Consider the following 18,343-nt stretch of genomic DNA (forward strand, 5'->3'; position numbering starts at 1 on the left):
TTGACGGGTTTGTCGTTAGCTATTCTCCGGCGCGCAGCCGGTAGCCGATACCCGTCTCGGTCAGGACGAATTGCGGGCGCTCCGGATCGAGCTCGATCTTTTGACGCAGCTGGCGGACATAAACGCGCAGATATTGTGCGTCGGTGAGTTCGTCCCACAATTCCTTCAGCAGAAACCGGTGAGTCAGCACCTTGCCGGCATGCTGCACCAGGACCCGCAGCAACTCATATTCCTTTGGTGACAGTTTCACCTCACGGTCACCCACCTTGACGATGCGGCGCACCAGATCGACCGACAATTCCCCGGATCGGAATACCGGCCGCTCGCCATGAACCTGCAGCTGATGCCTGAGCGCGGCCCGCATGCGCGCCAGCAGCTCATCCATGCCAAACGGCTTGGTGAGATAGTCGTCGGCACCGAGATCGAGCGCCTGCACCTTGCCAGCCTCGTCCCCGCGGCTGGACAGCACCACGATCGGCACGCTGTCATCGCGCGCGCGAATCATCTGCAGCAGATCGTGGCCCTGGATGTCCGGCAGGCCGAGATCAAGGATGATCACGGCCGGTTTCTCCGCCAGTTTCTCCAGCGCGATCTTGCCGTTGCTGGCCTCAAGGATGTCATAGCCCTGGGTGCTGAGGCCCATGCGCAGCAATTTGCGGATTGGCGGCTCATCATCGATGACTAGGACCTTGATGGCGGCGGTGTTCATGCGGCGGTGTCCAGAGCTTCGGAGGCCGGCGGGACGGGAAGGCGGATGGTCAACACGGCGCCTGATCGGTCGGCGCGATTGGTGGCCGAAATGGTGCCATGCATTGCCTCAACAAAGCCCCGGGAGATCGCAAGGCCGAGGCCGGTGCCCGCCCGAACGTGATCGCCCTTGTTGGCGCGATAGAATTTATCGAACACCTGCTCGAGATCGGCGGGTGGAATGCCCGCACCCTCGTCCATCACCTGCAGCGAGACCGACTCCTTGTCGCGTATGGCCCGGATCGCGATGGTAGTGTCATCCGGGGCATATTTCGCAGCATTATCAAGCAAATTGAACAGCACCTGCTCGAACAGTACCGCATCCAGCTCCAGCATCGGCAGGTTTGGCGACAGATCGAGCGCAACACGATGTCTGCTGAGGATCTTGCCGGCCCGGCGCAGCGCGCTGCCGACGATCTCCGTGAGATCCTGCAGCGCTGCATTGGGCACCACGGCACCGGACTCCAGCTTGGTCATATCCAGCAGATTGGCGATGAAGCGGTTCAGCCGTTCGGATTCGTCGATCACCGTACCGAGCAGATCGGCCTTCTCGGCCTCGCTGAGCTTCGGCGACAGATCGCGCAGTGTGGAGGCCGCGCCAAGCACGGAGGCCAGCGGCGTCTTCAGATCATGCGAGATCGAGGTCAGCAGCGCCTGACGCAACCTATCGGATTCGACGTTGCGCTGCGCACGGTCCATGTCTTCGACGAGTTGTACGCGCTCGATCGCCAGTGCGCTCTGGTCCACAAGTGCATCCAGCAACCGGCGCTGGTCGGGTGTCAGCAATGGCCCCGTGCGATCATCGTCGATGCCGATCACACCGATCGGTCCACGACCGGTCCGCATCGGCAGAAACAGCCGCTTCGCACCGGGCAATGTTTCAGAGCCACGACCGGCGGGGCGATCATTGCTCCAGGCCCAGTTGGCAGCGGCCAGATCCGCCTTGTCCAATTCGTCCTCAGGCGGATATCCGGCCTTGACGGTGATCACACCCCGCTCCGGCAACAGCAACACAACCCGCACCTTCAGCATCAATGCGATCTGATACGCGCTCGCCCACAGCACGTCGTCAAGCGCCGCCGTACCCGCGAGTTTGCGGCTGAACGCATAGAGCGACTCGGTTGTGCGCACACGGCCAAAGGCCGAGACGGCCTGGGTACGCACCCGCGCCGCGACATTGGACACGAGAATGGCGATCAGCATGAAGAAGAAGAAGGCCGCCACATTGGTCGGATCGGTGATGGTGAGCGTATAGACCGGTGGCAGGAAGAAAAAATTATAGCTCAGCGATGCCACGACGCTCGCCAGCAGCGATGGCCAGAGACCAAAGCGCACGGCGACGCCGACCACGGCGGTGAGAAACATCAGATCGACATTCTCGATCCCGAAGATCGGACGCAGCAGCGTTGCGGCCCCAAGAGCCAGCGCCACGACTGCCAGCGCCGCAATATAGGGCTTTGCATCGAACGGCTCGACGCGATCGGTCATCTGCGCACGTTTCGCAGCCGGCTCCGTTGGCAACGCATCGCCGGCGATCACATGCACACTGATATTGCCGGCGCGCCGCACGAGATCATGCACCACCGAACCGCGCACCAGCTCGAACCACCACGACCGTGATGCCTTGCCAATCACAATCTGGGTAACGTTGTTGGCATGGGCATAACCGAGCAGATCGTCGGCGATGCGCCGGCCTGCGCCCGGAATCGTCAGCGCTTCGGCGCCAAGTGCCTCGGCAAGCCGCAGCGTATCGGCCAGCCGGTCGCGCTGTTCTTCGGTGAGTTGAAGGCTGCGTCGCGTCTCGATGCTGACCGCCGTCCACGGCGCGTGAAGCCGATCCGCGAGACGCTTGGTGTAGCGCACCAGCCCGGCTGAGCGCGGGTCCTCACTGATACAGACCAGAATGCGTTCGCCGGCAGCCCACGGGCCGGCAATGGCATTGGCCTGCATATGCGTGAGCAATTGCTCATCGACCCGGTCGGCCGTGCGGCGCAACGCCAGCTCGCGCAACGCCGTGAGATTGCCGGGCGAGAAATAATGTTCCAGCGCACGCTCGGCCTGTTTGGGAACGTAGACCTTGCCTTCCTTCAGGCGCTGGATCAGATCGTCCGGGGTGAGGTCGATCAGCTCGATGGCGTCGGCACGATCGAACACCGAATCCGGCACGGTCTCGCGCACCCGCACATGGGTGATCTGGGCGACCACATCATTCAGGCTTTCGATGTGCTGGATATTGACTGCCGTGTAGACGTCGATCCCTGCGGCCAATAATTCCGCGACGTCGAGATAACGTTTTGGATGCCGGCTGCCGGGCGCATTGGTATGGGCGAGTTCATCGACCAATGCGATCTGCGGGCGCCGCGCGATCAGCGCATCGAGGTCCATCTCCTCGAGGACCTGACCCTTGTGATCGATCCGGCGCCGGGGAATGACTTCAAGACCCGTGAGCAACGCCTCGGTCTCGGCGCGGCCATGGGTCTCGACGACACCGACCACCACATCGACGCCCGCCTTGCGCTTGGCATGGGCGCTCTGCAGCATCTCATAAGTCTTGCCGACGCCGGGGGCGGCGCCGACGAAGATCTTCAGCCGCCCGGCGGCATCTTCCTCGCGCCTTGCTGTCTCCAGCAAGGCCTCAGGCGAAGGTCGTTGGTCGGGATCGCGGCGCTGATTTGCCATAAGGCAATATAGTCTCCGCCAGGGCTAGGGCATAGACGGCCTATTGCGGTGAGGCGGCGTCCAGCGCGAGATTCAAGGCGAGAACGTTAACGCGCGGTTCGCCGAGCAAGCCACCAAAGCGGCCTTCTGTCTTTTCGGTCACCAGCTGACGGACGCGGTCCTCCGGCAGCTTGCGCGCCTTGGCGACGCGAGGCACCTGAAACAGCGCGCCCTCCGGCGAAATGTTCGGGTCGAGACCGCTGCCCGAGGTGGTCACGAGATCGATCGGCACCGGCATCGACGGGTTCTCTGCCTTCAGTTTCTCGACGTCCTCCTTCACGCGGTCGATCAGCGCCTTGCTGGTCGGGCCGAGATTGGAGCCCATCGAGTTGATGGCATTGTAAGGCTGCGGCACCGTCTTGGTGGAATCCTGCGGGTCGGGACCCAGGGTCGCCGACGGGCGGCCGTGGAAGTATTCCTCACCCTTGAATTCCTGACCGATCAGGGACGAGCCGACAACCTTGCCGGCCCGTTCGATGAGGCTGCCTTGCGCCTGGTTCGGCATGATCGCTTCGGCAATGCCTGTCATCGCGAGCGGATAGGCGAGGCCGGTGATGGCCGTGAGACCGAGCAGCAGAACGATGGCCGGGCGAATTTCTCTCAACATAACGTAACTCCTCAAACCAGGTGCAGGGCGGTGACGACGAGGTCGATCGCCTTGATACCGATGAACGGAATGATGATGCCGCCGAGGCCGTAGATCAGCAGGTTGCGGCCGAGCAGTGCGCCGGCGCCGATCGGGCGATAGGCGACGCCTTTCAGGGCGAGCGGGATCAGCGCGATGATGATGATCGCATTGAAGATGATGGCCGACAGAATGGCACTCTGCGGGCTCGCCAGCTTCATGACATTGAGCGCTTCAAGCTGCGGATAGAAGGCGAGGAAGATCGCCGGGATAATGGCGAAGTATTTCGCCACGTCATTGGCGATCGAGAACGTGGTCAGCGCCCCCCGCGTCATCAGAAGCTGCTTGCCGATTTCGACGACCTCGATAAGTTTGGTCGGATTGGAGTCCAGATCGACCATGTTGCCCGCCTCGCGCGCCGCCTGCGTGCCGGTGTTCATGGCGACGCCTACATCGGCCTGCGCCAGTGCCGGCGCGTCGTTGGTGCCGTCGCCGCACATCGCCACCAACTTGCCCCTGGCCTGCTCGTCACGAATGAGCTGCAGCTTGTCCTCGGGTGTCGCCTGCGCCAGGAAATCATCGACGCCGGCTTCGGCTGCGATGGCTGCGGCGGTCATCGGATTGTCGCCGGTGATCATGATGGTACGGATGCCCATGCGGCGCAGCTCGGCGAAACGCTCACGGATGCCGCCCTTGACGATGTCCTTCAGATGGATGACGCCGAGCAGCTTGCCATCGCGCGCAACCGCCAACGGGGTGCCGCCGCCCTTTGCAATCTCGTCGGAGATCGCCTGGATTTCACGTGCCGTGTCCGACATCGCGGCCGGCTGCATCGCACGCACGGTGTTGCCGGACGCGACGGCGAACGACGCGCCACCGTTGACGTAAGCGAGTATCGAATCCACCGCTCCCTTGCGGACCGACGAACCACCGGCATCGACACCGCTCATCCGGGTCTGTGCGGTAAACGGCACGAAAGTCGCTGACAGTTCGGCCATGTCGCGGCCGCGGATGCCGTATTTCTCCTTGGCCAGCACGACGATGGAGCGGCCTTCCGGGGTTTCGTCCGCGAGCGATGCAAGCTGCGCCGCATCGGCCAGTTCCTGTTCGGTCACGCCGCGCACCGGACGGAAGGCCGTCGCCTGACGATTGCCGAGCGTGATGGTGCCGGTCTTGTCGAGCAGCAGCGTATCGACGTCGCCGGCAGCTTCCACCGCACGACCGGACATCGCCAGCACGTTGAAGCGCACCAGACGATCCATGCCTGCAATGCCGATCGCCGACAACAGCGCGCCGATGGTGGTCGGGATCAGGGTCACGAACAAAGCCACCAGCACCACCACCGAGATCGAACCACCGGCATAAGCCGCATAGCTCGGGATCGTCACCGTCGCGAACACGAAGATGATGGTAAGGCCGACCAGCAGGATGTTCAGTGCGATCTCGTTCGGTGTCTTCTGCCGCTCGGCGCCTTCGACCAGCTTGATCATGCGATCGATAAAGGTCGAGCCTTGCGCCGCAGTGATGCGGACGCGAATCCAGTCGGACAGCACCTGCGTGCCGCCGGTCACCGCCGAGCGATCGCCGCCGGATTCACGAATGACAGGTGCGGACTCGCCGGTGATCGCCGCCTCATTAACTGAAGCCACGCCTTCGATCACTTCACCGTCGGACGGGATGTTGTCGCCGGCTTCCACCAGCACGACATCGCCGACCTTCAGGCTGGTGCCCGAGACCATGCGGTAGCTCTTGTCGCCGCTGTCGCTGCCGGTGAGCAGCTTGGCTTGGCTTTCGGTGCGGGTCTTCTTCAGCGATTCCGCCTGCGCCTTGCCGCGGCCTTCGGCGACGGCTTCGGCAAAGTTGGCGAACAGCACCGTGAACCAGAGCCAGAGGATGATCTGGAACGCAAATCCCAGATCGCTTCCGCCGGTGATGACGTTCTTGATGAAGATCACCGTGGTGAGTGCGGCGACGACCTCGACCACGAACATCACGGGATTCTTGATCATCAGCCGCGGATCAAGCTTTTTGAAAGCCGAGCCGATGGCTGGGATGACAATTTTCGAATCGAGCATGGCCGAGACCGGCACCCGCTTCTGCAGTTTCAACGTTTCCATGGACATAACTCCAAATCCGATCAGAACAGGGTGCTGGCGGTCATCGCGAGGTGCTCGACGATCGGCCCGAGCGCGAGTGCCGGGAAGAAGGTGAGACCGCCGATGATCAGGATCACGCCGATGACGAGACCGACAAACAGTCCGCCGGTGGTCGGCAAGGTGCCGGCCGAAGCCGGGATCGACTTCTTCGCGGCCAATGATCCGGCCAGCGCCATGGCTGGCACGATCATGAAAAAGCGGCCGACGAACATCGAACTCGCCAGTGTGAGGTTGTAAAAGAAGGTGTTGCCGGTGAGCCCGCCGAAGGCCGAGCCGTTATTGCCGGTGGCCGAGGTGAAAGCGTAGAGCACCTCGGTGAAGCCATGCGGCCCGGCATTGGCCATGGAGGCCACGGCCGACGGCAGCACCACCGCCACCGCGGTCCAGCCGAGATACATCAGCGGCAACACGAGAATGGCAAGCATTGCCATCTTTACTTCGCGCGCCTCGATCTTCTTGCCGACATATTCCGGTGTGCGGCCGACCATCAGACCGGCGACGAAGATTGCCAGCACGACGAACAGCAGCATGCCGTAGAGACCGGCACCAACACCGCCGACGATAATCTCGCCGAGCTGCATATTGATCAGCGGGATCATGCCGCCAATCGCTGTAAACGAGTCATGCATCGCATTGACCGCACCGCAGGATGCCGCCGTGGTGATGACCGCGAACAGGCTGGAGGCGACAATGCCAAAGCGCAGTTCCTTGCCTTCCATATTACCGCCGGTGAGGCCGAGTGCATTCAGGCCTGTGGTGCCCGAGGCTTCGGCGCCATAGGTGATGGCAACGCCGACAATGAACAGCACGCCCATCACGGCCAGAATCGCCCAGCCTTGCCTTGGGTTGCCGACCATGCGGCCGAACACATTGGTCATCGCCGCACCTAGCGCGAAGATCGAGATCATCTGGATGAAGTTCGACAGCGCCGTCGGGTTCTCGAACGGATGCGCCGCATTGGCGTTGAAGAAGCCGCCGCCATTGGTGCCGAGCATCTTGATGGCAACCTGCGACGCAACGGGGCCAACCGCGATGGTCTGCTTCGCACCTTCAAGCGTGGTCGCATCGACATAGGCGCCGAGCGTCTGCGGCATGCCCTGCCAGACCAGGAACAGCGTGTAGACGATGCAGATCGGCAGCAGCACATAGAGCGTGCAACGGGTAATATCGACCCAGAAATTACCGATGGTGCGCATCGACGACCGTGCGAAGCCGCGGATCAGTGCCACGGCCAATGCGATGCCGGCCGCCGCCGACAGGAAGTTATGTACCGTCAGACCCAGCATCTGGGTCAGATACGACATGGTGCTTTCGCCGCCGTAGTTCTGCCAGTTGGTGTTGGTGATGAAGGAGATCGCGGTGTTGAAGGAGAGATCTTCGGCGACCGCGGACTGCCCGGCAGGATTGAACGGCAGCACGGCCTGCAGCCGCATGATCGCGTAGAGACCGAGGAAGCCGACCACATGAAACAGCAGCATGGCAACCGTATAGGTCAGCCAGTGCTGCTCACGTTTCTCGTCGACGCCACCGATCCAGTACAGACCGGCTTCGACCGGCCGCAGAATCGGAGAGAGGAACGTACGCTCGCCGTTGAAGACTGATGTCATGTAGCCGCCGAGCGGCTTCACCAGCGCGAGAACCACCGCGCAGTACAGAGCAATTTGAATCCAGCCAATCATTGTCATGTCAGTTGACCTTTTGAGGTGCGCGCGCTCAGAACCGCTCGGGTCGCAGCAGCGCGTAAGTGAGGTAGATCAGCAATGCCGCGGACACGAAGCCGGCGAGCGTGTAATCGAAAATCATGATGCGCTCCTCACAGCCGCTCGCAAGCATAGGCGTAGCCCAGGGTGAGAATGAAAAAGCCGAGCCCGAGGGCCAGCATGACGATGTCCAGCATGGAATGCTCCTGATGCAATGGCTGAGGCGGCACGGAGCAAACGGCTCGCGCGCCCGATGCACGATCAGGTGCCATTCAGGACGTAGGTTTTCGAGATGAGGCCAGCAGCGAACTTATAGGAATCTCATAAAGACGCGGCGGAGCGCATGCGCGTGCGCCGCTAGTCCTCGGGCGCTTATGCAGCCTTTATATCTTCGTGCCCGAAGCTGCCTCGTATTCAAATGACGGACTACGGATATTGCATGATGCGGTCTTCTGAAGATCGCGCTGTTCCATGGAGACCCGTCATGTCGTTCATCTCGATTCAGCGAACGCCCCTTTCCGAAGCGCCATCCGAAACGGCTCCGCTTGACGCTACGAGTTTCACCGCGATCTGCCTCACCACCTGCAAGCGCCTGCCGGCAATGCGTCGCACAGCGGAGGCCCAGCGCCTCGATCGCCTGGTCACTGCCGGCGCCTGGACCGATGCCGCGCTTGCCCTGATCGCGATCGAACTGCCGCGGTGGCAACTGCGTCGGCTCGCTTATGACGAAGGTGAATGGCATTGCGCTCTCTCGAACCAGCGTGACCTTCCAGATTGGCTGGACAGCGCCGTCGAGACGCATCACCCAGACATGGCGACGGCGATCCTGGATGCATTTCGCGCTGTTGTTAGTCGCGGAGGCACGCCGCATCTGACGCAAGCGCCCGTGCGCGCGATCCAATCCACCGATTCCGAGCCGATGCTGTGTGAGAATTACTGTTGAGCGAAGAGGGGCGGTGCGAAATGCTGTAGCTAGAACTGCCGCGAACAGCCTTCCAAGAGTGAAGCTTTCGGCTATGCTCGGCACGAATTCGTGCCAAGACAAGCCAGAGCAAAACGTGACATCAGGCAAACCGGCTTTCGTTGCAGTCGATTGGGGCACCAGCAGCTTTCGCGGCTGGTTGATGACCGCCGACGGCAATGCGCTTGCGGAAACCCGCGGGCCTGAAGGCATGCTGCATTGCGCGGCTGCAGGCTTCGCTCCGGTGCTCGCTGATCATCTTGCCAAACTTGGCGGAATGCAGAACGTACCTGTGTTGATCTGTGGTATGGCCGGCGCACGACAGGGCTGGATCGAGGCGCCCTATCTGCACACACCGACACGCCTCGACGCCTTGCACGACGGTGCGCAGCGTGTCGACGCGCAAGGCGACGTGCGTATCCTGCCCGGCATCGCGCAAGCCGACGCCGCGGCACCCGACGTCATGCGCGGCGAAGAGACGCAACTGCTCGGCGTGACCGAACCAGGCTTCACCGGTCTGGTCTGCATTCCCGGCACCCACAGCAAATGGGTCTGGATCGAGTCCGGCAGCGTGGTGTCATTCACGACCTATATGACCGGCGAGCTCTTTTCGGTCATCACTCAACACAGCATCCTGAAACACGCGTTGGATCACGACGCACCGTCGCCCGCCGCGAATGACGCGTTCCGCGATGGCCTGCAACGCGCGCTCGATGCGCCGACGGGCCTCACCGCCTCGCTATTCAGCTTGCGCGCGGCGCAACTGCTCGGCTTCCAGCAACAGGCCGACGGCGCGACGCGCCTGTCGGGCCTCCTGATCGGCACGGAAATCGCCGATGCCGGATCGCGCTATGGCACGCGGCATCCGGTACGCCTGATCGGCGCCGGCGCGCTCAAGGATCTCTATGAGTCGGCGCTTGCGGCTGCCGGCTTCGAGGTCGCCATCGTCGATGCCGAACGCGCCTCGCAACACGGCCTGACCAAGGCCGCAATCCATCTCTGGGGAGCTCAGTTCACATGAACCAGCCAATCCGTTGGCCCACCGTGAAGCGTCCGCTCGTCGCCATCCTGCGCGGCGTGCAGCCCGACGAGGTGGAGAGCATCGTCGAGGCGTTGATCGACACCGGCTTCGAGCTGATCGAAGTGCCGCTGAACTCGCCCGATCCGTTCGATTCCATCGCACGGATCTGCAAACGATTTGGCAGCGACACCCTGATCGGCGCCGGCACTGTCCTCACCGCGAATGACTGCGCGCGCGTCGCCGATGTCGGCGGGCGCCTGATGGTGAGCCCGAATGTCGATGTCGATGTGCTGGCGATGGCGGCGAGCCGCGGCATGGTCACGATGCCCGGCGTGTTCTCGCCGACCGAAGCTTTCCTCGCGCTCCGCGCCGGTGCGTCCGCCCTGAAATTCTTTCCGGCGTCGATCCTCGGCCCGTCCGGTATCGCCGCCATTCGCGCGGTTCTGCCCAGGGATGTCGTGATCGGGGCTGTTGGTGGTGTTTCCGATCGGAATTTCGCGGACTATGTCGCCGCCGGCATACAGGCCTTCGGCCTTGGCAGCAGCCTGTATCGGCCTGGAATGAGCGTTATCGAGGTGAAGGCGACCGCGCAGGCGTCTGTCGTGGCTTATGATCAGGCGATGGCCCGCTAGAAGCAAAGTGCAGTGTCTGTTTGCGGTTGTTGCGCGCGCTTCGCGAGGGACGGCAGAGCAAGAACGTCTCTGCGCCGCACGCATCGACCGCGCAGCACCAAACTGTCAAATTCAATGAATTGCTCTGAATATCAGAGACTTAGGAGCACCGTGGTGCCCAGGAAAGGACTCGAACCTTCACGGCCGTTAAGCCACTGGCACCTGAAGCCAGCGCGTCTACCAATTCCGCCACCTGGGCACGTGCGAGGCACGTGGCGCGGTTAGTAGGGGGCCGTTACGCGCTTGTCAAATTGCTTCGTTCAATTCCAAATCCGCTGTACACGCCTCGCGCGTTGGCGTATCGCGAATTGGTCTAAATTCCCCCGTTTTGCCCTTGCATGACTGACTCAAGGAACTGATCCATGGCTGCCCCCATCGACACCCTCGTTACGGTTTTCGGCGGATCCGGCTTCGTGGGACGCCATGTGGTCCGCGCGCTGGCGAAGCGCGAATACCGGATCAGGGTCGCCGTGCGTCGGCCGGAACTGGCCGGCCATCTGCAACCGCTTGGCCGTGTCGGACAGATCAATATCGTTCAGGCCAATCTGCGCCACCCCGCCTCGATCAAGGCCGCGATGCGCGACGCCAGCATCGTCGTCAATCTGGTGGGTATCCTGACCGAAAGCGGCGCGCAGACCTTTGATGCCGTGCAGGCGCGAGGCGCCGGCGCGGTCGCGCAGGCTGCCGCCGAGATCGGCGCGAGGATGGTGCAGTTTTCAGCCATCGGCGCCGATGCCGATTCCGAATCGGCCTATGCCCGTGCCAAGGCGGCCGGCGAGCAGGCCGTGCTGGCGGCTGTGCCTTCCGCGACCATCCTGCGCCCGTCGATCGTGTTCGGCCCCGAGGATCAGTTCACCAATCGATTTGCCAATCTCGCCCGGATGGCCCCGGTGATGCCGGTGTTCGGCGCCACGACCAAGATGCAGCCGGTCTATGTGGGCGATGTCGCCCAGGCTGCGGCCGATGCCGTCGACGGCAAGACCAAGCCGGGCGCCACCTATGAACTTGGCGGCCCGGAAGTGCTAACGATGAGTGAAATCATCGACATCATCCTCGCGACCATCGAGCGCAAGCGCATGACGCTGCCGGTGCCGGCGGCCATCGCCAAGCTGCAGTCCTATTTCCTGCAGTTCGCCCCGGGCGACTTCAAACTGACGCCGGATCAGGTCGCCATGCTTGGTGTCGACAATGTGGTGTCGGAAGCCGCCAAGGCGGCCGGTCTAACGCTGGATGGCTTGGGTATTGCCGCTGATTCACTGGAAGCGATTGCGCCACAATATCTCTGGCGCTTCCGCGCCACCGGTCAGTTCGCACATAACGGCATAAACTGACGATATCGTCCCCGCCTGGCACGCCGAAGGCGTGCGCGGCGGGGATGACAGCAGAGTGTTTGGCAAAATTCAGTAGCCCAGCGCCAGCGCGATCAGGCCGAGCGTACCGACGATCACGCGCCACCATGCGAACAACGCGAAGCCGTGGCGGGTCACGTAGCCGAGAAAGCTTTTCACCACGATGATAGCGGTGATGAACGACACCACGAAACCGATGGCGATGATCACGCCGTGATCGACCGAGAGATCGGCCCGGCTCTTGTAGAGATCGTAGACGAAGGCACCGACCATGGTCGGGATCGCCAGGAAGAACGAGAACTCCGCCGCTGCGCGCTTTTCAGCACCGAGCAGCATAGCGCCGACGATGGTCGCGCCGGAGCGCGACACGCCGGGAATCATCGCCACGCACTGCGCCAGACCGATCTTCAGATACATCGGCAATGGAAACGTCGTGGCATCGTGATGTACCGGCTCAAGATCGAGCTGATCGACCCAAAGCAGGATCGCGCCGCCGACGATCAGCGAAAAGCACACGACCCACGGATTGAACAGATAGCTTTTGACATAGCCGCCCGCAGCCGCGCCGATGATCGCGGCAGGCAGGAACGCGATCAGCACGCCGATCACGAAACGGCGCGCAGCAGCGTCGCCTTTGAACAGGTTCAGCGCGATATGCCACAACTTGCCGAAGTAAAGTGCAAGGATCGCCAGAATGGCGCCGAGCTGGATCAGCACGGCGAAGCTTTTCCAGAAATTGTCCTCGCCCAGATCGAAGAAGCGTTCCGCGAGCAGCAGATGCCCCGTTGAGGAAACCGGCAGGAACTCGGTGACACCCTCGACAATGCCGAGAATCACCGCCCTTATCGCATCAGACATCATCCGCTTATCTGTCCTTCGTCAGTGTGGGCCTGAAAAAGCCGGGTTCTTCTCGCCTATTCCCTTCATTGCTGCAATCGCAAATACCATCACATTCGCGGGTTGCCTCAGAGCCAAGCTTCGCTAGTTTGGCGCGCGCCGCGTGACACTTTTACCACCGACGCAACCGAGACGCTTTCTTAACGACCGCATAACTATCAAGGCCCGCATGTACACGCTTTACCATCACTCGTTCTGTCCGCATTCCCGCTTCATTCGTCTCGTACTCGGCGAATACGGACTCGACCTCACACTGGTGGACGAGCGGCCGTGGGATCGGCGCGAGGCATTTCTGGCGCTCAATCCTGCGGGAACTACGCCTGTGCTGCTCACCGATGGTTTCCCGCCCATTCCTGGCGCCGGGATCATCGCCGAATATATCGACGAGACCCATGGACCGGAGATGGGCGATCGCCGCCTGCTACCTGTCGCGATGGCGGAACGCATCGAAGTGCGCCGGCTGATGGCGTGGTTCAACGAGAAATTCTTCGAGGAAGCGTCCGGCCCACTGGTCACCGAACGCATCTACAAGCGCTTCATGAGCGAAGAGGTCGGCGGCGGCGCCCCGGCGATGGATGTGATTCGCGCAGCCACCGCAAATGTGCGCTATCATCTGGCCTATATCGGCTGGCTGGCGCGGACACGCAATTTTCTGGCCGGTGACCGACTGACTTATGCGGATCTGGTCGCGGCAGCTCATCTGTCGGCGATCGACTATCTGGGCGATGTTCCATGGAGCGAGGACGACGCGGCGAAGGCGTGGTACGCGCGGGTGAAATCCCGTCCGTCGTTCCGACCGCTGCTGAGCGAGTGGCTGGCGGGCGTGCCAGCATCGCGGACCTATGTGGATCTCGATTTCTGAGCCCACCCGCTGACGATGTGATCGCCACGCTTCCCGCCGATCTCAAGGATAGGCTGACGCGCGAGGCGAAGGCGCTGGGCTTCGATTCAATCGGGATCACCGATCCGGACGCCATCGCCGGCGTACGCGAACGGCTACAGGAATTTCTCAACGCCGGCGCCCATGGTGACATGGAGTGGCTTGCCGACAATCCCGACCGCCGCGCCGACCCCAAGGTGATGTGGCAGGACGTTCGCTCCGTCATCATGCTCGGCGTCAATTACGGACCCGACGAGAATCCGCTCGAGATCCTCAAGCAACGCTCGCACGCCGCGATCTCGGTCTATGCCCGCGGCGACGACTATCATGACCTCATCAAGAAGCGCCTGAAGCTGCTGGCGCGCTGGCTGATCGCGCAAGCCGGCGGCGATGTGAAAGTGTTTGTCGATACGGCTGCCGTGATGGAAAAGCCGCTCGCCGGCGCCGCAGGATTGGGCTGGCAGGGCAAGCATACCAATCTCGTCTCGCGCGAATTCGGCTCGTGGCTGTTTCTCGGCGCGATCTTCACCACGCTCGAACTGCCGCGCGATGCGCGCACCATCGATCACTGCGGCTCGTGCCAGGCCTGTCTCGACAGTTGCCCGACATCGGCCTTTCCGGCGCCTTACAAACTCGATGCGCGGCGCTGCATTTCCTATCTCACCATCGAGAACAAGGGGCCTATCCCGCACGAATTCCGCAAACCCATGGGCAATCGCATCTATGGCTGCGACGATTGCCTCGCCGCCTGCCCATGGAACAAATTCGCCCAGGAAGGCCGCGAGATCAAACTCGCCGCACGCGATGAGTTGCGCGCGCCGTCGCTGGCCGAACTTGCGAAGCTCGACGATGCGGCTTTCCGCGCGTTCTTTACGAAGTCACCCGTGAAGCGCATCGGCCGCAACCGCTTCATCCGCAATGTGTTGATCGCCATCGGCAATTCGAACGACCTATCGCTGGTAAGCGATGCGCAGCAGCTGCTGGGCGATGAAAGTCCTGTGGTGCGCGGGGCAGCGATATGGGCGCTGTCGCGACTGATGCCTGCGGATGCGTTTGCTGCATTGGCTGTGCAGTTCACCGAAGCCGAACAGGACGATAGCGTCGGCAGCGAGTGGCGACTGGCCCTCAGTTCGTCAGATGTCGCGCCATCTCCGGTCGCGCTTTGAGCGCTTCACCCTGCTTGGCGACGATCTTGGCGATGCGCTCCGGCGCGAAATGCAAATCGACGAAGGCCGGCGCCGTATTGGCCACTTCATGATAGCTCACGATCTTCCCGTCACGCAGCGTCATGATCGCAACGCCTTCGAACATCGCGCGGCCGCCATTGGCTTCCGGGAGTTTCGAGCGATAACTGAACGTGTAGCGCGCATAGAGCGTGGTGCCGTCGCTGACGGGCGTGTGCATGTCCCAACGAAAATCTTCCGCGGTCCGGTAGAACCAGTCATCGACCATGTCGGCGATTTTGGCACGGCCTTCGAATGCGCCGTAGAAGACGTCGTGATAGACGCCGTCTTCAGTGAACAGCGCAGCGAAGCTCTGGCCGTCACGCTGTTCAACGGCATCGCAAAATGCGCGCAAGAGTGCCGTAGCGTCCATCCGAATTCCTCCCGCTGATTGTCGCTCTTTTCAGGCGAGCCTATTCAACGGTACGGGTGATGCAATCAAAACTCCGCCACAGCCGACAATAGTCGCGCAATGTCCTGCGGGCGTGACAGCCGATGGTCGCCGTCCTGGATCATGGTCAGCACGACGTCGTCGCTCGGCAGCCGTTCGGCAAGGCGGAAAGCGTGCTGCCAAGGCACGTCGGGGTCCTGCCTGCCTTGCAAAATCCGCACGGGGCAACCGACATCGATCGCGCTGCCGAGCAGCAGGTGATTGCGCCCCTCTTCGATCAACCGCCGCGTGATCGGATAGGGCTCGCCATATTCCGACGGGCGCAGCCATTGACCGGTGGTCTCGATCTCCGCGCGGATTTCCGGCGAGAAGCCTTTCCACATCAGCTCTTCGGTGAAATCCGGCGCCGGCGCGATCAGCACCAGGCCCTTCAGCGTCGCGCGCCCTACTTTGCCGCGTCGGGCCAGCGCGCGCGCCAGCAGGAGTGCCATCCAGCCGCCCATCGACGAGCCAATCACCACCTGCGGCCCCTGACAGGCCGCATCGAACGCCGCGAGGCCATCCTCCAACCATTGGCCGATGGTGCCATCGACGAAATCGCCGCCGGATTCGCCATGGCCGGAATAATCGAAACGTACACAGGCCCGGCCATGGTCGGCGGCCCAGGCATCGAGCGCCAGCGCCTTGCCGCCCTGCATGTCGGATTTGAAGCCGCTCATCCAGAACAGGCCCGGAGCAACGCCGGCGCGGACCCGCATCGCGATCTGGCGGCGGCTACTGCCTGTACCTGCCGTGATGAAAGTGGGGTCGGTCGATACCGTTGTGCTCATCAAACCATCCTTGTTCGACCCTGAAATGCCGATTGCTGTTTGATTGAGCAGGTCGGGATCGTCAACGTCGATCCCTCAACGTCCATATCATCCCAGGGAACGCCACCTCGATGCCGCGTTGCGCTCCTGTCAATCACGCTTGCAGAATGGGCCGGGGAACTCTATTTGAGCAAGGTCAGCGGTGTACGACGCCTATGGCCTTTCGCGTGACGAAATTGCCTCGTATTTGAGTGATTGACGCTGCGTTGCGTGAGTTTGCTTGCTCCAAACGCCTTATTCCTTCACACTGCGGCCTTCCTAAACAACATTGGAGAGTTACCCATTCGCCGTCCCAACAGAGCCCCGCCCGCCGCAACCAAAGACGGGCCGCGCACCAACGATGAAATTCGCAATCTGCAGATCCAGCTGATTGATCAGACCGGCCTCAACCACGGCACCGTGGAAACCATTGCTGCGATCAAGATGGCGATGGAAGCCGGTATGGATCTGGTCGAGATTTCGCCGAATGTGAGCCCCCCCGTCTGCAAGATCATGGACTACGGGAAGTTCAAGTATTCGGCGCAGAAGAAGGCCGCCGAGGCCCGCAAGAAGCAGAAGATCGTCGAAATCAAGGAGATCAAGCTCCGCCCGATGATCGATGATCATGACTACGACGTGAAAATGCGCGCAATGCAGCGCTTCTTCGAAGAAGGCGACAAGGTCAAAATCACCTTGCGCTATCGTGGCCGCGAAATGGCGCACCAGGAAATCGGTACCAAGCTGCTCGACAAGGTCAAAGCAGACGTCGCCGAATACGCCAAGGTAGAGCAGGACGCGCGCTTCGAAGGTCGTCAGGTGGTGATGGTGCTCGCACCGCGCTGATCACAGCGCCGACTGACCTTAACGAGGTTGGTAATCAGGAATTTCGGCCCGTCAGATTTCTGGCGGGCCTTTTTTCTCTGGGCGTATTCTGAAATCGTTCGAAGCTAGGCGGCTCAGCCCGAAATGAGGGCGAGTGCACCGGCCAGCGCGAGAGCCGCGGCGAGGCCAGCGGCTGCGAACATCCAACGGGTGGCGGTCTGAGCAGCAGCATCTTGCTGGATGGCAACCGCCCTTGCGGCGGCACGTGCATTCCGGGCCATTGTCGTCGTCCCTCTGTTTCTCTGGTCCGGATCACATAGGCATCCGGGGCGCGTCGGACCAGTCTGAAGCCATGCGCTAAACAGAGTGTTGAGCCGCGTTAATCGTTGCCATCGGAGCATTCCTCTGCCATAAGCGCAACCTTCGTCGCCCGGCTGATTAAGGGCTGCCGTGTCGACGACTGTGCTGACTTTCCGCAAACGGCGGTTAGTTGAGCATTTTCAACGCTCTAACGAGCATTTTAGCCGACGCAACGCCTTTCGGGGCGCTTTCTGCGTGGCCATAGGAGAGCCAAATGCCCAAGCTGAAGACCAAGTCGGGCGCTAAAAAGCGCTTTAAAGTCACCGGAACGGGTAAGGTCATGGCCGCCCATGCCGGTAAGCGCCACGGTATGATCAAGCGGACGAAGAAGCAGATTCGTCAGCTCCGCGGCACCCGCGTGCTGTTCAAGACCGACGGCGACAACATCAAGCAGTACTTTCTGCCAAACGCCTGATCGCCCTTACGCCGCTTCATTGCGGCGGATATCACCCCTTTTGTTATTTCAGATGAAGGAGATCAGTCATGGCTCGCGTAAAACGCGGTGTGACGGCTCACGCCAAGCATAAGAAAGTCTACAAGGCCGCCAAGGGTTTCCGTGGTCGCCGCAAGAACACCATTCGCGCCGCAAAGGCCGCCGTCGACAAGGCCGGCCAATATGCGTTCCGCGATCGCAAGCGCAAGAAGCGTACGTTCCGCGCGCTCTGGATCCAGCGTCTCAACGCTGCCGTCCGTCCGCTCGGCATGACCTACAGCGTGTTTATCAACGGTCTCGCCAAGTCCGGCGTGACGGTCGACCGCAAGGTGCTCTCGGATCTCGCGATCAACGAGCCGGCGGCGTTCAACGCGATTGCTGAGAAGGCCAAAGCTGCACTCGCAGCCTAAGCCAGCAAAGGCCGCACTGGCGGCCTGAGCTCTCCACTCCGCGTATTTATCGACATTGTCATGGCCGGGCAGAAGCGTTCACGCGCTCCTGTCCCGGCCATTGACGTCTTAATCCCTGTGATACCCGTGCT

The 18,343-nt window shown here is 61.7% G+C and carries 19 protein-coding genes and 1 tRNA gene; 9 read left to right on the forward strand and 11 right to left on the reverse strand.

All coding sequences use genetic code 11. The annotated features are described in order from the left end of the window. Positions 1-19: 19 nt before the first annotated feature. The 6 genes from AB8A23_RS04835 to AB8A23_RS04860 are packed head-to-tail and all read right to left on the reverse strand — an operon-like array spanning position 20 to position 8,049. Positions 20-709, reverse strand: a complete 690-nt coding sequence (locus tag AB8A23_RS04835) for a response regulator (protein ID WP_439060283.1) — start codon at positions 707-709, stop codon at positions 20-22. Next, on the reverse strand, positions 706-3,426 hold the full coding sequence (locus AB8A23_RS04840) for a DUF4118 domain-containing protein (protein WP_439060282.1): 2,721 nt from the start codon (positions 3,424-3,426) through the stop codon (positions 706-708). The genes AB8A23_RS04835 and AB8A23_RS04840 overlap by 4 nt, the downstream gene beginning before the upstream one ends. Before the next feature lie 40 nt (positions 3,427-3,466). After that, complete coding sequence (locus AB8A23_RS04845; RefSeq protein WP_439060281.1) at positions 3,467-4,072, reverse strand: K(+)-transporting ATPase subunit C; 606 nt, start codon at positions 4,070-4,072, stop codon at positions 3,467-3,469. Positions 4,073-4,083: 11 nt separating this feature from the next. Then, a complete protein-coding gene (gene kdpB, locus AB8A23_RS04850) occupies positions 4,084-6,207 on the reverse strand; it encodes a potassium-transporting ATPase subunit KdpB (protein ID WP_439060280.1) in 2,124 nt (707 codons plus the stop codon). A gap of 20 nt (positions 6,208-6,227) precedes the next feature. Beyond that, positions 6,228-7,931 carry a potassium-transporting ATPase subunit KdpA gene (gene kdpA / locus AB8A23_RS04855; protein WP_175369386.1) on the reverse strand — a complete coding sequence of 568 codons (1,704 nt, stop codon included), beginning with the start codon at positions 7,929-7,931 and terminating at the stop codon, positions 6,228-6,230. Between the two features lie 28 nt (positions 7,932-7,959). Continuing rightward, positions 7,960-8,049 carry a K(+)-transporting ATPase subunit F gene (locus tag AB8A23_RS04860; protein WP_081421711.1) on the reverse strand — a complete coding sequence of 30 codons (90 nt, stop codon included), beginning with the start codon at positions 8,047-8,049 and terminating at the stop codon, positions 7,960-7,962. A 381-nt stretch (positions 8,050-8,430) separates the two neighbouring features. On the opposite strand from AB8A23_RS04860, the gene AB8A23_RS04865 reads away from it, so the two are divergent. The 3 genes from AB8A23_RS04865 to AB8A23_RS04875 all read left to right on the forward strand — a co-directional run bounded on the left by AB8A23_RS04865 (position 8,431) and on the right by AB8A23_RS04875 (position 10,560). Further along, a complete protein-coding gene (locus tag AB8A23_RS04865) occupies positions 8,431-8,889 on the forward strand; it encodes a hypothetical protein (RefSeq protein WP_439060279.1) in 459 nt (152 codons plus the stop codon). A gap of 73 nt (positions 8,890-8,962) precedes the next feature. After that, the gene (locus tag AB8A23_RS04870; protein WP_439060278.1) at positions 8,963-9,928 is read left to right on the forward strand and encodes a 2-dehydro-3-deoxygalactonokinase; all 966 of its coding nucleotides are present in this window, start codon (positions 8,963-8,965) and stop codon (positions 9,926-9,928) included. Next, positions 9,925-10,560 (forward strand): 2-dehydro-3-deoxy-6-phosphogalactonate aldolase, encoded by a 636-nt coding sequence (locus AB8A23_RS04875; RefSeq protein WP_439060277.1) that lies wholly within the window; start codon positions 9,925-9,927, stop codon positions 10,558-10,560. Before AB8A23_RS04870 ends, AB8A23_RS04875 begins: the two co-directional genes overlap by 4 nt. A 151-nt stretch (positions 10,561-10,711) precedes the next feature. Here AB8A23_RS04875 and AB8A23_RS04880 read toward each other — a convergent pair. Further along, a tRNA-Leu gene (locus AB8A23_RS04880) sits at positions 10,712-10,798 on the reverse strand. A 163-nt stretch (positions 10,799-10,961) separates the two neighbouring features. Here AB8A23_RS04880 and AB8A23_RS04885 point away from each other — a divergent pair. Beyond that, on the forward strand, positions 10,962-11,930 hold the full coding sequence (locus AB8A23_RS04885; protein WP_175369382.1) for a complex I NDUFA9 subunit family protein: 969 nt from the start codon (positions 10,962-10,964) through the stop codon (positions 11,928-11,930). Positions 11,931-11,999: 69 nt separating this feature from the next. Here AB8A23_RS04885 and AB8A23_RS04890 read toward each other — a convergent pair whose 3' ends face one another. After that, positions 12,000-12,809 carry an undecaprenyl-diphosphate phosphatase gene (locus AB8A23_RS04890; protein ID WP_170849629.1) on the reverse strand — a complete coding sequence of 270 codons (810 nt, stop codon included), beginning with the start codon at positions 12,807-12,809 and terminating at the stop codon, positions 12,000-12,002. Positions 12,810-13,014: 205 nt separating this feature from the next. On the opposite strand from AB8A23_RS04890, the gene AB8A23_RS04895 reads away from it, so the two are divergent. Both AB8A23_RS04895 and queG read left to right on the forward strand, forming a co-directional pair. Continuing rightward, entirely contained in the window at positions 13,015-13,707 is a 693-nt protein-coding gene (locus tag AB8A23_RS04895; RefSeq protein WP_068730287.1) for a glutathione S-transferase family protein, read from the forward strand. Then, complete coding sequence (gene queG, locus AB8A23_RS04900; RefSeq protein WP_439060575.1) at positions 13,656-14,891, forward strand: tRNA epoxyqueuosine(34) reductase QueG; 1,236 nt, start codon at positions 13,656-13,658, stop codon at positions 14,889-14,891. The genes AB8A23_RS04895 and queG overlap by 52 nt, the downstream gene beginning before the upstream one ends. Here queG and AB8A23_RS04905 read toward each other — a convergent pair. Both AB8A23_RS04905 and AB8A23_RS04910 read right to left on the reverse strand, forming a co-directional pair. Continuing rightward, positions 14,851-15,321, reverse strand: a complete 471-nt coding sequence (locus AB8A23_RS04905; RefSeq protein ID WP_089263020.1) for a nuclear transport factor 2 family protein — start codon at positions 15,319-15,321, stop codon at positions 14,851-14,853. The two genes, queG and AB8A23_RS04905, sit on opposite strands and share 41 nt — an antisense overlap. Before the next feature lie 65 nt (positions 15,322-15,386). Continuing rightward, positions 15,387-16,169 carry an alpha/beta hydrolase gene (locus tag AB8A23_RS04910; protein WP_439060276.1) on the reverse strand — a complete coding sequence of 261 codons (783 nt, stop codon included), beginning with the start codon at positions 16,167-16,169 and terminating at the stop codon, positions 15,387-15,389. A gap of 321 nt (positions 16,170-16,490) precedes the next feature. Here AB8A23_RS04910 and infC point away from each other — a divergent pair, with 321 nt between their 5' ends. Then, a complete protein-coding gene (gene infC / locus AB8A23_RS04915) occupies positions 16,491-17,030 on the forward strand; it encodes a translation initiation factor IF-3 (protein ID WP_086936983.1) in 540 nt (179 codons plus the stop codon). A 113-nt stretch (positions 17,031-17,143) separates the two neighbouring features. Here infC and AB8A23_RS04920 read toward each other — a convergent pair whose 3' ends face one another. Further along, the gene (locus AB8A23_RS04920; protein ID WP_176454502.1) at positions 17,144-17,290 is read right to left on the reverse strand and encodes a hypothetical protein; all 147 of its coding nucleotides are present in this window, start codon (positions 17,288-17,290) and stop codon (positions 17,144-17,146) included. A gap of 293 nt (positions 17,291-17,583) precedes the next feature. On the opposite strand from AB8A23_RS04920, the gene rpmI reads away from it, so the two are divergent. Then, positions 17,584-17,784 (forward strand): 50S ribosomal protein L35, encoded by a 201-nt coding sequence (rpmI, locus tag AB8A23_RS04925; RefSeq protein WP_068730283.1) that lies wholly within the window; start codon positions 17,584-17,586, stop codon positions 17,782-17,784. A 68-nt stretch (positions 17,785-17,852) separates the two neighbouring features. Beyond that, positions 17,853-18,212 (forward strand): 50S ribosomal protein L20, encoded by a 360-nt coding sequence (rplT, locus tag AB8A23_RS04930; protein WP_068730282.1) that lies wholly within the window; start codon positions 17,853-17,855, stop codon positions 18,210-18,212. Positions 18,213-18,343 lie beyond the last annotated feature (131 nt).

This window comes from Tardiphaga sp. 619_E2_N8_4 (assembly GCF_051810905.1).
Classification (GTDB): domain Bacteria; phylum Pseudomonadota; class Alphaproteobacteria; order Rhizobiales; family Xanthobacteraceae; genus Tardiphaga; species Tardiphaga robiniae.

Excerpts from the sequence above, each read along its gene's own strand:
- AB8A23_RS04885 (WP_175369382.1), top strand. The coding sequence starts at position 10,962 with ATGGCTGCCCCCATCGACACCCTCGTTACGGTTTTCGGCGGATCCGGC.
- AB8A23_RS04910 (WP_439060276.1), bottom strand. The coding sequence starts at position 16,169 with ATGAGCACAACGGTATCGACCGACCCCACTTTCATCACGGCAGGTACA.
- AB8A23_RS04870 (WP_439060278.1), top strand. The coding sequence starts at position 8,963 with ATGCTCGGCACGAATTCGTGCCAAGACAAGCCAGAGCAAAACGTGACA.
- kdpB (WP_439060280.1), bottom strand. The coding sequence starts at position 6,207 with ATGGAAACGTTGAAACTGCAGAAGCGGGTGCCGGTCTCGGCCATGCTC.
- AB8A23_RS04840 (WP_439060282.1), bottom strand. The coding sequence starts at position 3,426 with ATGGCAAATCAGCGCCGCGATCCCGACCAACGACCTTCGCCTGAGGCC.
- AB8A23_RS04890 (WP_170849629.1), bottom strand. The coding sequence starts at position 12,809 with ATGATGTCTGATGCGATAAGGGCGGTGATTCTCGGCATTGTCGAGGGT.
- AB8A23_RS04835 (WP_439060283.1), bottom strand. The coding sequence starts at position 709 with ATGAACACCGCCGCCATCAAGGTCCTAGTCATCGATGATGAGCCGCCA.
- AB8A23_RS04865 (WP_439060279.1), top strand. The coding sequence starts at position 8,431 with ATGTCGTTCATCTCGATTCAGCGAACGCCCCTTTCCGAAGCGCCATCC.
- AB8A23_RS04875 (WP_439060277.1), top strand. The coding sequence starts at position 9,925 with ATGAACCAGCCAATCCGTTGGCCCACCGTGAAGCGTCCGCTCGTCGCC.
- AB8A23_RS04845 (WP_439060281.1), bottom strand. The coding sequence starts at position 4,072 with ATGTTGAGAGAAATTCGCCCGGCCATCGTTCTGCTGCTCGGTCTCACG.
- AB8A23_RS04895 (WP_068730287.1), top strand. The coding sequence starts at position 13,015 with ATGTACACGCTTTACCATCACTCGTTCTGTCCGCATTCCCGCTTCATT.
- rplT (WP_068730282.1), top strand. The coding sequence starts at position 17,853 with ATGGCTCGCGTAAAACGCGGTGTGACGGCTCACGCCAAGCATAAGAAA.
- AB8A23_RS04920 (WP_176454502.1), bottom strand. The coding sequence starts at position 17,290 with ATGGCCCGGAATGCACGTGCCGCCGCAAGGGCGGTTGCCATCCAGCAA.
- rpmI (WP_068730283.1), top strand. The coding sequence starts at position 17,584 with ATGCCCAAGCTGAAGACCAAGTCGGGCGCTAAAAAGCGCTTTAAAGTC.
- AB8A23_RS04860 (WP_081421711.1), bottom strand. The coding sequence starts at position 8,049 with ATGATTTTCGATTACACGCTCGCCGGCTTCGTGTCCGCGGCATTGCTG.
- kdpA (WP_175369386.1), bottom strand. The coding sequence starts at position 7,931 with ATGACAATGATTGGCTGGATTCAAATTGCTCTGTACTGCGCGGTGGTT.
- AB8A23_RS04905 (WP_089263020.1), bottom strand. The coding sequence starts at position 15,321 with ATGGACGCTACGGCACTCTTGCGCGCATTTTGCGATGCCGTTGAACAG.